Here is a 13008-nt window from a genome sequence, read left to right on the forward strand (position 1 = left end):
TCTAAGACGTTACAGGTGTACTGGCACCAGAATTTCCGTTGCTACAATCACCACGACCAACCCGACGAGTACAGGGACAGAGGTACGTTTCACCACTTCGAACGGTGAGATTTTTGCCATCCCCGCGACCGCAACGACGACGCCAGAAACCGGCGACAATGTGCGCCCCAAGTTTGAGGCTTGTAGCATTGGGATAACCAGATAGGCCGGATTGATACCCATTTGAGCCGCCAGTTTTGGGATCAATTCCACAAACGCATAAAACGGCGCATTACCTGAACCTGTCGTCATTGCCGCCAGCATGGTGATCACCACCAGTACCAGCATCATAACAATGCCACCCGTACCAAAGGATTGAGCCAACCCAATCAAGCCACTGATAAAGCCAACCGTACTCAATCCTTGCGCGAATACCCCCGCCGCCACTAACAACATGACAACCGTTGCGAACGCATCAGCCATTCCTCGATAAGCAACCTCAAGACCCGCAAACACCGTTTTCGCACTGAAGCTGCGGATAAACTCAATCACTGCCGCGAGCATCATACAAATCACCAATACACTGATGATATGCAGTTCCGGCCCCCACTTACCATCAAAGATCAGCACCCCAATAATCGGCGTGAACGGTAAGATGGCATAAAAAGCAGGCGCATTAGTGGTGATGTCGTTGACATCCATCATCTCGTGCTTCTCTTGGCTTTTATTATCCAGATAACGCTGCCAGAAGAAGTGCGCAATCGCCATACAAACAATGGCGGCAATAGAAATAGGTAATGTGGTTTTAAAGGCGAAATCGACCAGCGGCATTTCAGAGGCTTTCGCTGCCAACACCACATCACCTGAGGTTGGTGCCAGAATGATTGCTGCCGGTGAGGCGCAAATCGCTGCTGCCGCCCCACGGCTTATTCCCACATTGACCATGATAGGGAATAGCGTGGCCATCAATAGTACACCCAGCCCTGTGGCAGATGACACCGCCAGTGACATTAAGCAGGCCACAATATAAGCCGCAACCATCAATAAATATGGAGAGTTGATCATTTGCAGTGGTTTGGATGCAATCTTAACCACCACATCATTTGCGCCGATATGGGTCATGTAAGCCGCGAAGCCACATAACATCATGATCATCATGCCAAGATCGCCGCCACGACTCATCAGCAGGATTTTGACATACTCAACGATATCGGTGGCGCGCCAGCCCGTCGACGTCGCACTGGCTGGCAAAATGTTTTTGCCCATCAAGGCGCTGATAATTAATAGCAGTAAACCACCGACCATCAGCACGCCTGTTGCTGAATAGCCCTTAATGATATAGCGGCCGACACCGATGGCCACGATAATCCCAATTAATAGATCCAACATATCCCCTCTCTCACCGAAAATTCGCTTGTTGTTATGTATAGCCTGAGTTGTGTATAGCCTGAGTTTTAGTAGCGCGGCCATGGTTCGCAGCACACCAATAACATCAGGTGTAAGTCATTTTTATTGTTAATAAAGTCAATATTCTTTAAATGCAGAAATCGCTCTGCACTCTGCCCAAAGTCCATCGGCGAGTTTATGACATCTATCAATTATTCGCAGGGATTTTAGAAACAAATATCAGATTGTGAGCAGCCGGGAGAATTTTATGTTTAAAACAACGACAATGACAAACAAAAATACAACAGAGTGATAACAAGAGGGGACCATGACCTCCGATAGATTTTGTGTTTATCGGAGGTCATTGGTTCATTAAAGCTTATCGATAAGTTTTTTCAGGTCCTGACGACCACGATTTTGCTGATTGCGATCGACCCAATCATTGAGTGCTCTTTTAGCGCGTTGTTGTAACTCATTACGCAGTAGTTGCTCGACATTCAATTGGTAACTGAGTTGAGTCCATGGGCCATAAATACGCAGTGGGATATCGGTATTTTGCAGCATCTTAACCAAGCTATCTTGCCCACTCCAGCCTTGCATCACCCGTACAGCCAGATTCATATCACACTGCTGCGCCGGTAAATTAAGTGTGCCACTGCCTTTAATGGAAATCAGTTCTGAGTCAGCAAAAAGATTACTGACTTTCATCGCGCCTCGGTTCAGCGCCAGATCAGCACGTAGCTGTTTAACTTCGGTGTAGCGCTCATAACGATCCTGACCTTGGACATCACTAGAGCTACGCGTCACGGCTTGCTGAATGAGCTGCTGGATATTCAGCCCCTCTAGCCGAGCATTATTCATACTGAATTGCGCATCCCCTTTCCAGCGGCGGTTGAATGACTCAACATTGAGGCCATCCCCTGACAGTTGTGCTTTCAGCGTGAATTTACCGGTCATGAGGGTGGGCAACCCTGCCGCCTGTAATACTGGCCCCAGTTCCATGTGATTAATGACGGGATTGACGCTAGCTAACACTTTCTTGCCCGTCACATCCAGTGATCCTGGTAACGAAAAATCGCCGCTTAACCCGCTGCCCGTTAAGCGATTAATTTGCACGTCCCCGCGCTGGTTTGATACTTGCAGGTTTAATTGATTAACGGTGATTGCACGATAAACCAAGTTATTGGCCGTGAGTGAAATTTGCGCGCTAAAGTCGCGTAATGCTTGCAAATCTTGCCCAACATCATCTTCTGCCTGAGTCGCGATAACCGGTGCTGCCACTGTAGAGGGTTTGGCGGCAGCATCTTTGCTGGCAGTGGCGCTTTTCGGTTCCCAGCCAAAGATAGTGTCGAGGTTGAGATTATCGGCCGCGAGATTGACAGCATAATCGGGCACATCACCCAACGTTGCTTTCGCACTCCCTGTTAGCTGATTGTTGTTTGCTGAGAAACTGAGTTTACTGAGCAACACCTGCTGAATGTCGCTTTGATAGCTGGCCTGCAATGTCCCTTCACCACTCACACCACCGGCAGGAATATCCGCACCTTCCAGTTTATAGCTAAATTGGCTGATATTGGCGCTGAATTGCTGCGGGTAGTGGCGCATATCGGCGTCGGCCGTCATGGAGAACGTGACATCCCGCTGATTGCGGTTAACACGGCTGGACAAGGTGACATTGATTTGGCGTTGATCGTTTTGGTTAAGTTCGAGATTCAGATCGCGCACATTAACTTGGTCGTTATCTGTGCGTTGCCAAATGAGCAAGCTATCGGCAACCTGGACTTTATTGATATCAAGCTTCCATGCACGATGCTCATTGACAGGCGGGCTACCAGAAGGGGCAACAGGTGCATTGGGCTGCTGCTGAGGCTCACTGTCAGGGGTGAGGCGAATAACCGCCCCTTTCAGCATGACCTGTTTCACATCGAGTTGATGTGATAACAACGGCCACAGTTTGACATCAAGGCGCATGTTTTCAGCGCTGACGACAGGAGATGTCGCCCCAGGTGCCGTCAGTGCAGTTCTGCCAACAATGATGCTAAGTTGCGGCCAAACATGCCACCGTAAATCACCGTCTAATTGCAGGTGATAACCACTTTTCCTCTCAACTTGTTTGACCATGTAAGCGCGAAAATCATTAGGATTGACCAACAATACCAATGCGCTCATTCCTGCCACGATGACCACCAGCAGGATAATTAACGTTGTCAGCAATCGTCTCATGACGTCCTCTTGTCCATACAAGCTAAAAGTCAAAACAAGCTAAAATATTAGCAAGTAAAATGGCTAGTCTTTATCTATTCGGCTGGCGACAGCACCTTGTTGACCACGATATTTTGCGTCCTGGCGGCTATTGTAGGGACGGGCTGCGGGGCCAGACAGTGGTTCAAAACTCAGCGCGCCAATCAGCATTCCAGGGCGCAGCGCCAACGGCAGCTTACCTGAATTATAGAACTCCAACACAATTTTGCCCTGCCAACCAGGATCGATACGATGCGCCGTCACATGGACCATCAAACCCAGGCGAGCCAGAGAGGAACGCCCATCCAGCCAGCCCACTAAATCATCAGGAATAGTGACAGATTCAAACGTCACCGCCAGCGCCAATTCCCCCGGATGCAGGAAGAACGCTTCCCCCTCCGGCAAATTGATTTCGTCGCTCATCACCCGCTCTAACGCCGCGCTGACTTCATCTTTCGGGCCACTTAAATCGATAAATGCTGCCGTATGCCCAGTGAAAACACGGAATTGATTCCCTAAGCGAACATCGACCGTGGCTCCATTGATACGTTCTACCGGTGGACGAGGGTCAATGCCTAATTTACCGCTGTCCAGCCAAGCTTCTATGTCACGATCGCACAGTCTCATTGCTAAAATCTCCATCAAAATTCATGTGTTACGGCTGCATATCAGGAAAGCTGCCATATAAATAAGCAAAGGTCCAGACGAACGTTACTCAAAGAACTGGCTGATTTTCGCTTTTAGAATATCGATCGCAATTCGATTCTTGCCGCCGCGAGGAACAATAATGTCAGCATATTGTTTGGATGGTTCTATAAATTGCAGGAACATTGGGCGGACTGTTTTCTGGTATTGAGCCATCACTGAGTCCATAGAGCGGCCTCGTTCATTAACATCACGCTTCATACGGCGCATCAGGCAGATATCCAAGGGGGTATCGACAAAGATTGAGAAGTTCATCTCTTGGCGCAGGCGAATATCGGTTAACAGCAAGATCCCTTCCAGAATAATGACTTTTTTCGGTTCTAAATGGACGGTTTCTTTTTTACGGGTGTGCTCAGTATAACTGTACAGTGGCAGCTCGACCGACTTGCCGGCTTTCAACGCTTGCAGATGTTCCAGCAATAAGTTGTGATCCATGGCGCTAGGGTGGTCATAGTTTGTTTTGATCCGCTCTTCCATGGACAAATGGCTTTGGTCTTTGTAATAACCATCTTCTGGGATAACACCAATATGTTGGTCACCGACCTGATCACGTAATTCACGATACAAGGTGCTGGCGATAAGACTTTTTCCGGAGGCTGAGGCACCGGCTATCCCAATAATGACGCACTGGTGTGCTTTGTCAGTCATAAAATTAAAGACCTGATTACGAAGTGTGAGGGGGGACAAAGCACGCGAGGTGCTTCGGGCGGGCTAATTATAGGGAGTTCGGCGGCATGATGCCAGCCCCATACCCTGCGTACTTGAAATGACAGCGGTGTTGGCTGCATTCATTCGCCCGAATCACTGACCTGTGTCAGCTCATCGGGACTTATTCACTGGCCGCCTACCTGTCATTCCAATTACTTTGGGTAGACTCTTTGTACTTGAAATGACAGCGGTGTTGGCTGTACTCATTCGCCCGAATCACTGACCTGTGTCAGCTCATCGGGACTTATTCACTGGCCGCCTTACACCGCGCGGAATGAAATTTCCGTTGGGATGGCTTCACCTTGCCAATACATTTCAGCAGCCACATTAGAGGCCAGTTGGCGATAGATATCCGCAAACTCGCTGTCTGGATGGCTGACAACTGTCGGTTCACCGCGATCGAGATCTTCACGAAGCGAAATATGCAGTGGGATTTGACCCAACAGTTTGCAATGGTATTTATGCGCCAATTTCTCTGCGCCCCCCGTGCCGAAAATAGGCTCCAAATGACCGCAATTGCTGCAAATATGCATACTCATATTCTCAACAATACCCAATACCGGCACATGCACCTTCTCGAACATCACAATACCTTTCATCGCATCAATCAACGCGATGTCTTGTGGCGTAGTGACCACCAGCGCGCCAGTGACGGGAATATTTTGTGACAGCGTCAGTTGGATATCACCCGTGCCTGGTGGCATATCAATCACCAGATAATCCAAATCAGGCCATAACGTATCTTGTAGCATCTGCATCAATGCTTTACTGGCCATCGGCCCGCGCCACACCATCGCGTTCTCATCAGTCACCAAATAGCCAATGGAGTTAGTCGCTAAGCCATGAGCCATGATAGGCGCCATATGCTTGCCATCGGGTGATGTTGGCCGCTGGTTCATGGTCCCCAGCATGTTCGGGATGGATGGACCATAAATATCAGCATCCAAAATACCGACTTTGGCTCCCTCTTCTGCCAATGCCAACGCCAGATTCACTGCCGTGCTGGATTTCCCAACGCCTCCTTTACCCGAGCTCACCGCGAGGATATTACGTACGCCTTTGATACCCGGTTGGTCATTGGCGCGTTTCAGCGTGGTGATATTGTGAGACAACTTCCAGTCAATCGCTTTAGCACCCGTCAGTGCCAGCAGTTCTCCACTGACCGTCTCTTTCAATACGTCAAAACCATACTGCCAAGCAAAAGGCATCACCAGTTCGATGTGAAGCACATTGTCCAATAACGCGCAATGATGGATAGCGCGCAGAGCACTCAGATCCTTTTGCAAAGTTGGGTGAGTAAAGGCAGTAAGCACCTTAGAAATTTGAGATTGCAGCTGATCCGCAGTGGTCTGTTCAGGGGATTTAGGGCTCATCCCGACTCCTTGAATTTATCGTTATTAACCTATGGATAATATCAATAGTGTACCAGAACTCAGCCATGCCTGTGTTGGCCGAATAGAGAGAAAACGGGTTCAGACCACATAACGACCAAGGTTAATAACCAAATAAACTGAAAACAGGCGAAATCGTACCCATTATGACTTAAGACAAGATGCCTGCTGCCTTACCCTAGCGACAAACCAGCATATCGGTTAACATCAAAGACCCTTTAATCGACATAAAGAAAGCAATTTCCCATTATGGCTCAAGTCGCGAAAAAAATATTGGTGACGTGCGCGCTACCATACGCTAACGGTTCTATTCATCTCGGTCATATGCTCGAGCACATCCAGGCAGATATCTGGGTCCGTTTCCAGCGAATGCGCGGCAATCAGGTTCATTTTATCTGTGCAGATGATGCCCACGGCACCCCTATCATGCTGAAAGCTCAGCAACTGGGTATCGAACCGGAGCAAATGATCGCCGAAATGAGCCAAGAGCACCAACAGGATTTCGCCGGTTTCGCTATCAGTTATGATAACTATCACTCCACCCACAGTGATGAAAACCGTGAACTGTCGAGCCTGATATACAACCGCTTGAAGGCGAATGGCTATATCAAGAATCGCACGATTTCTCAACTCTATGATCCTGAGAAAGGCATGTTCCTGCCCGATCGTTTTGTCAAAGGCACCTGCCCAAAATGTAAATCGCCAGATCAATACGGCGATAACTGTGAAGTTTGCGGCGCAACCTACAGCCCGACGGAGCTTATCGATCCGAAGTCTGCGGTTTCCGGTGCAACGCCAGTGATGCGTGAATCAGAACACTTCTTCTTTGATCTGCCTGCCTTCAGCGAAATGCTGCAAGCATGGACCCGCTCCGGCGCACTGCAAGAGCAAGTTGCCAACAAAATGCAGGAGTGGTTTGAATCAGGTCTGCAACAGTGGGACATCACCCGCGATGCGCCTTATTTCGGATTTGAAGTTCCTGATGCACCGGGCAAATATTTCTACGTTTGGCTAGATGCCCCTATCGGTTACATGGGTGCATTTAAAAATCTGTGCGACAAACGGGGCGATTTGGATTTTGATGAATTCTGGCGTGAAGGCTCTGAAACAGACCTTTACCACTTCATCGGCAAAGACATCGTTTACTTCCATAGCCTGTTCTGGCCAGCCATGTTAGAAGGCAGTAACTTCCGCAAGCCAACTAACCTGTTTGTGCATGGTTATGTCACGGTCAACGGCGCAAAAATGTCGAAATCCCGTGGTACGTTCATCAAAGCAGGGACGTATCTGAAGCATCTAGATGCGGATTGTCTGCGTTATTACTATGCCGCGAAGCTCTCTTCACGCATTGATGATATCGATTTAAATCTGGAAGATTTTGTCCAGCGTGTTAACGCCGATATCGTGAATAAAGTGGTGAATTTAGCCTCACGTAATGCGGGCTTTATCAATAAGCGGTTTGGGGGCAAGTTAGCCGATCAACTGGCCGATCCTGCGCTGTATAAAACCTTTACCGATGCAGCCAGCAGCATTGCGGATGCCTATAACAGCCGAGAATCAAGCAAAGCGATCCGTGAGATCATGGCGCTGGCTGACGTTGCCAACCGCTACATTGATGAGCAAGCACCGTGGGTCGTGGCGAAAGAAGAAGGTCGTGATGACGAGTTACAAGCGATCTGCTCGATGGGTATCAACTTGTTCCGCGTGTTAATGACTTACTTGAAGCCGGTATTGCCAGCCCTGAATGAACGTACTGAGGCATTCCTCAATACCGAATTGACATGGGATGGTATTGAGCAGCCGCTGCTCGGCCATCAAGTGAATGCCTTTAAAGCGCTGTTTAACCGCATCGATTTAGACAAAGTGAACGATATGGTCGCCTCTTCTAAAGAAGATATGGTTGCTGCCACCGTCGTGGCAACAGGGCCATTAGCTGATGATCCGATTCAGGACGTGATCAGTTTTGATGATTTTGCAAAAGTGGATATGCGTATCGCGCTGATTCAGCAAGCAGAGTTCATCGAAGGCTCAGATAAGCTACTGAAACTGACACTGGATATTGGTGGCGAAACCCGCCAAGTCTTCTCTGGCATTCGTTCCGCGTATCCAGACCCGAAAGTGTTGGAAGGCCGTTTGACCATGATGGTTGCCAACCTTGCGCCGCGTAAAATGCGCTTTGGCATCTCTGAAGGTATGGTGATGGCTGCTGGCCCTGGCGGCAAGGATATCTTCTTGCTCAGCCCAGATAGCGGTGCTCAGCCAGGCATGCAAGTGAAGTAATAGAATAACGTGATTGATCACAATGCCGATGGGGGAAACCTCATCGGCATTTTATTGCACTGCTGTCACCTTTGTTTAGCCGTATCCTGTCTCTCGCTCAACGCCCCTCATCCCTTTCTGCACCCTGCCGTTAAGCCATCCAAACTAAAAGATATAACACGATCGAAAAATTCATAACAAAGTTAATTCCTTATCAAAAAAGTTATGGTTATGATGCTGTACATAGACAGATAGACGTCTAGACACAAAGATAGCTATAGCTATAACAAAAACAGCCACAACAGCAGCAACACACACATTGCATAACTTATCGACACCATGACGGAGTTCCGGATGAAAAAGATTGCTTCCCCTATACTGGCCTTGAGCCTGCTGACGGCACTGCCGGTATTCGCTGCGGACACCGCCACGCTAGCCCCCATCCCCGATGCGATTGCTAAGCATCAAGGGCAGATCAAAATCGCCGTCATTCGTAATTTAGGTTCTGACGACAACACGACCCAATTTCTCTCTGGCGTGTTGAAAGAAGGCAAAAAGCTCGGGTTCAAAATTGATACTTTCTTGAGCAACGGTGATGATGCACGTTTTCAGGACTTCGTTAATCAGGCCATCAGCCAAAAATACGACGGCATTATCCTGTCTCAGGGCCGCGATCCTTACTCAACAGAGTTGGTCAAACGCATTGCGGCCAGCGGCATTGCCGTCTCAGTGTTTGACACTGCAATTCAAGGCGAGATCCCGGGCTTGACCGTGACTCAGCAAGATGATGCTTCCCTCACCAATGAATCTTTCGGTCAATTGATCAAAGACTTTGACGGCAAAGCCAATATCATCAAGCTATGGGTGGCTGGTTTCCCACCAATGGAACGTCGCCAAGCCGCCTATCAAGCGCTGCTCAAACAGAATCCTGGCATAAACGAGCTAGAATCTATCGGTGCCGTCTCATCGGATGTTCAGGGTGATACCGCCAATAAAGTCGGCGCAGTCTTGGCGAAATACCCGAAAGGCAAAATTGATGCGATTTGGGGCACTTGGGATGCCTTCTCACAAGGCGCATATAAAGCCTTACAGGAGAATGGCCGTACCGAAATTAAGCTCTACAGCATTGATATCTCGAATCAGGATCTGCAACTGATGCGTGAAGCGAATAGTCCATGGAAAGTCAGTGTCGCCGTTGACCCTAAACTGATCGGTGCCGTGAATTTGCGTTTGGTGGCGAAGAAAATTGCTGGGGAAGAAACACCTGCTAGCTATGAGTTCCGCGCAGCATCTATTCCACAGGCATTACTCGCCAGCCAACCCGGCCCCGTCAACGTGGCAGGTTTGAGTAAAATTATTCCAGGCTGGGGTCAGTCGGACGATTTTAATTCGCCTTGGTTTGCCACCCTCGCGGCCAAAAACGCGCAGTAATGACTGGTGGCTACCGTCATCTGTTGCGGTAGCCAATCATCGTCATCAAGCATGCAATGAATGACAAGGGCCAAGACGGCCGATGGATATGGAGTGAAATAGATGGCAACGCAAGGCGTTTTGCCGACACCGGAATACAGCCGCAATATGCGGCTGATTGGTCATAGCGATCAAGGAGGCAAACCAGACGGTGTGCAGGTGATGGTGCACCGTGGTTACGCCTATGTCGGCCATATGGTGTCACAAGGGGTATCTATTATTGATGTTAGAGACGCAAAAAATCCGCGTCCAGCCGGTTTTATCGCCGCCCCCACCAATACTTGGAATGTGCATTTACAGGCCCACGATGATCTGCTCTTGGTGATTAATGCCCGCGACTTATTTGCCGATGCCAGTTTTGCCGAAGAAAAAGTGTATTACACTCGCTCGGTGGCACAGACCGTCAGCACGCGTCAGGACGGGCGCAGTTGGAGTGCTGGTTTACGTATTTTTGATATTTCGACACCAGACAAGCCGCGCGAAATCAGTTTTCTGCCCCTAGAGGGTATCGGCATTCACCGTATTTGGTACGTCGGTGGGCGTTGGGCCTATGTTTCCGCGCTGCTTGATGGCTACAGTGACTATATTTTCCTGACGATCGATCTGGTTGATCCGCAAAATCCGCAAGTGGCCGGCCGTTATGCGCTCCCCGGTATGCATACCGCAGCGGGTGAACAAGCCCACTGGCCAGAGGGGAAACGCTACGCGCTGCATCATGCCATTATCAGTGGTGACACCGCCTATGGCAGTTGGCGCGACGGTGGCTTAACCCTCTTGGATGTCAGTGACCGACATGCGCCTCAACTGATTAGTCATCGCAATTGGAGCCCACCTTTTGGTGGCGGTACCCATACCGCACTGCCGCTACCGGACCGCGATTTACTCGTGGTACTGGATGAAGCGGTTCTCGATAATCAGGAAGATGGCGAGAAACATATTTGGCTATTCGACATCCGCGAGCCAAGCAATCCAGTCAGTATTTCAACTTTCCCTGTCCCCAATGAACGGGATTACGTGAAGAAAGGCGCACATTTTGGTCCCCATAACCTGCATGAAAACCGTCCGGGCAGTTTCATCAGCTCAACACTGATTTTTGCTACCTATCAAAATGCCGGGGTCCGCGCCTATGACATCAGCAACCCCTACCAACCAAAGGAAACCGGTGCATTGGTCCCCGCTGCACCCGAAAAAATGATGGATAAGCGGCCCGGTCGACCGCAAGTCATTCAGTCGTGTGATGTCTTTGTGGATGATCAAGGGATTATCTACAGCACAGATTATAATGGTGGGCTTTCAATTATTGAGTACTTAGGTTAATTATTGAGTGCCTAAGTGACTCGTTATTTAATCGCCTTATGTTGCAGGTTGACTCAGGCCAACCTGCTGTTTACAAAAAAAATTCTCGTTGCCTCTTCTCTTCTTGCCACAATGGTCTAATGTAAGTGACTGAGCTGCTGTCGGCTGACTGTGTGCGTGTCATTTTTTATTAAAATACCCCGCCAAAATAGTCTAATCATCCAATATTAAAAATAAGAAAATGTCATGAAAGGATTTCCATCGCGTGTTACCAATCTACTGATTGCTTCGCTGGTGTTAACCATTGGCAGAGCCGTGACATTGCCCTTTATTACGATTTATCTCGCGGAGCATTTTCAGCTAGCACCCGACAAGGTGGGGCTTGTGCTTGGGGCCAGTTTAACCTTGGGTATTGTCACCAGCCTGTATGGCGGCTATCTGGTGGATAAATTCAACAAAAAACAGCTGATCTTATTGGCCATCACCCTGTTTTCCGCCACCTTCTTCACGCTACCTTGGATTGAGCGTCCTGCTTGGATCATCTTGATTCTCGCCCTGCTCCATTCGGCTTACTCAGTCTATGGTATCGCCATTAAAGCCTGCTTTGCCGACTGGCTGCCGGTTAACGAACGCATTAAAGCCTTTTCAGCCAACTACACACTGGTGAACGTGGGTTGGGTGGTCGGCCCAGCGCTAGGCGTATTGGTGGTCAATTTCGGGCCACAAGTGCCTTTTCTCATTTCAGGCGCACTGGCATTGCTAGTTGCTCTCGTCCTGAAATTCAGAATCAGCCACACCGATATGTCAGTCACAAAACCCATGCTGACCGAACCGGCACCTGATTTTCGCCAAACATTCCGTATATTGCGTCACGATAAACGCCTGATTTACTTCACTGTTGGCGGCATGTTTAGCGCAATTGTCTTTGGTCAGTTCTCCGGCTATTTATCGCAATATTTGATTACTGTTTCTGATGCTCAATTCGCTTATAAAGTGATTGGCGCGGTGATGACAGTGAACGCCGTCATTGTGATTACCTTGCAATACCTATTGAGCCGTAACATGAATCAGCAAAATTTAATGCGTTGGTTGATGCTCGGCACCCTGTTCTTTATCATCGGTTTGGTCGGTTTTATGGCAGCCCAAGATTCAATTCCTTTGTGGATGCTGGCCATGGCGATTTTCTCATTAGGTGAGATTATTGTTATTCCAGTCGAATATCTGTTTATCGATTTTATTGCACCCGCGAATCTCAAAGGCAGTTACTATGGGGCACAGAACCTCGGTCAACTGGGCGGGGCCATCAATCCGGTACTTTGTGGTTTCTTGCTAGCCTATGCCGCACCACAGATGATGTTCTATATGCTGATTGTGGCCGCTATTTTAGGGTTGACCTTTTTCTATCGCGGCTATCAATTGGCTAAAACGTCTGCTGGTTAAAACGTCTATTGGTTAAAACATAAGCCTCTCAAGCGCATCGGGCATCTGAGCCTATCTCATCGCTGCCAAGATGCTGGATGTGCAAGATGATGAGTATATTATTCATAATGTGATTGCTAGCACATAATCACAG

General features: G+C 48.8%; 9 protein-coding genes. 4 read left to right on the top strand and 5 right to left on the bottom strand.

All coding sequences use genetic code 11. The annotated features are described in order from the left end of the window. Positions 1 to 9: 9 nt before the first annotated feature. The 5 genes from dcuC to apbC all read right to left on the bottom strand — a co-directional run bounded on the left by dcuC (position 10) and on the right by apbC (position 6392). Positions 10 to 1368: an anaerobic C4-dicarboxylate transporter DcuC gene (dcuC, locus tag BN68_RS07470; protein WP_019210541.1), complete on the bottom strand. Its 1359-nt coding sequence runs from the start codon at positions 1366 to 1368 to the stop codon at positions 10 to 12. A 369-nt stretch (positions 1369 to 1737) separates the two neighbouring features. Further along, on the bottom strand, positions 1738 to 3588 hold the full coding sequence (gene asmA / locus BN68_RS07475; RefSeq protein WP_019210542.1) for an outer membrane assembly protein AsmA: 1851 nt from the start codon (positions 3586 to 3588) through the stop codon (positions 1738 to 1740). A gap of 63 nt (positions 3589 to 3651) precedes the next feature. Next, positions 3652 to 4233 carry a dCTP deaminase gene (gene dcd / locus BN68_RS07480; protein WP_019210543.1) on the bottom strand — a complete coding sequence of 194 codons (582 nt, stop codon included), beginning with the start codon at positions 4231 to 4233 and terminating at the stop codon, positions 3652 to 3654. Positions 4234 to 4317: 84 nt separating this feature from the next. Continuing rightward, a complete protein-coding gene (udk, locus tag BN68_RS07485) occupies positions 4318 to 4959 on the bottom strand; it encodes a uridine kinase (RefSeq protein ID WP_019210544.1) in 642 nt (213 codons plus the stop codon). Between the two features lie 320 nt (positions 4960 to 5279). Beyond that, a complete protein-coding gene (apbC, locus tag BN68_RS07490) occupies positions 5280 to 6392 on the bottom strand; it encodes an iron-sulfur cluster carrier protein ApbC (RefSeq protein WP_019210545.1) in 1113 nt (370 codons plus the stop codon). A gap of 267 nt (positions 6393 to 6659) precedes the next feature. Here apbC and metG point away from each other — a divergent pair, with 267 nt between their 5' ends. From metG to BN68_RS07510, 4 genes are all read left to right on the top strand, one after another. Further along, on the top strand, positions 6660 to 8690 hold the full coding sequence (gene metG, locus BN68_RS07495; protein ID WP_019210546.1) for a methionine--tRNA ligase: 2031 nt from the start codon (positions 6660 to 6662) through the stop codon (positions 8688 to 8690). Positions 8691 to 9023: 333 nt separating this feature from the next. Then, positions 9024 to 10100 (top strand): sugar ABC transporter substrate-binding protein, encoded by a 1077-nt coding sequence (locus BN68_RS07500; protein ID WP_019210547.1) that lies wholly within the window; start codon positions 9024 to 9026, stop codon positions 10098 to 10100. A 102-nt stretch (positions 10101 to 10202) separates the two neighbouring features. Continuing rightward, the gene (locus BN68_RS07505) at positions 10203 to 11456 is read left to right on the top strand and encodes an LVIVD repeat-containing protein (protein WP_019210548.1); all 1254 of its coding nucleotides are present in this window, start codon (positions 10203 to 10205) and stop codon (positions 11454 to 11456) included. A gap of 225 nt (positions 11457 to 11681) precedes the next feature. Beyond that, positions 11682 to 12875 carry an MFS transporter gene (locus BN68_RS07510; RefSeq protein WP_019210549.1) on the top strand — a complete coding sequence of 398 codons (1194 nt, stop codon included), beginning with the start codon at positions 11682 to 11684 and terminating at the stop codon, positions 12873 to 12875. Positions 12876 to 13008 lie beyond the last annotated feature (133 nt).

Source organism: Yersinia massiliensis CCUG 53443, from assembly GCF_000312485.1.
Lineage (GTDB): Bacteria > Pseudomonadota > Gammaproteobacteria > Enterobacterales > Enterobacteriaceae > Yersinia > Yersinia massiliensis.

What these genes read in the sequence shown, in the direction of transcription:
- dcuC (WP_019210541.1), bottom strand. Translation starts at nt 1,368, where the DNA reads ATGTTGGATCTATTAATTGGGATTATCGTGGCCATCGGTGTCGGCCGC.
- asmA (WP_019210542.1), bottom strand. Translation starts at nt 3,588, where the DNA reads ATGAGACGATTGCTGACAACGTTAATTATCCTGCTGGTGGTCATCGTG.
- dcd (WP_019210543.1), bottom strand. Translation starts at nt 4,233, where the DNA reads ATGAGACTGTGCGATCGTGACATAGAAGCTTGGCTGGACAGCGGTAAA.
- udk (WP_019210544.1), bottom strand. Translation starts at nt 4,959, where the DNA reads ATGACTGACAAAGCACACCAGTGCGTCATTATTGGGATAGCCGGTGCC.
- apbC (WP_019210545.1), bottom strand. Translation starts at nt 6,392, where the DNA reads ATGAGCCCTAAATCCCCTGAACAGACCACTGCGGATCAGCTGCAATCT.
- metG (WP_019210546.1), top strand. Translation starts at nt 6,660, where the DNA reads ATGGCTCAAGTCGCGAAAAAAATATTGGTGACGTGCGCGCTACCATAC.
- BN68_RS07500 (WP_019210547.1), top strand. Translation starts at nt 9,024, where the DNA reads ATGAAAAAGATTGCTTCCCCTATACTGGCCTTGAGCCTGCTGACGGCA.
- BN68_RS07505 (WP_019210548.1), top strand. Translation starts at nt 10,203, where the DNA reads ATGGCAACGCAAGGCGTTTTGCCGACACCGGAATACAGCCGCAATATG.
- BN68_RS07510 (WP_019210549.1), top strand. Translation starts at nt 11,682, where the DNA reads ATGAAAGGATTTCCATCGCGTGTTACCAATCTACTGATTGCTTCGCTG.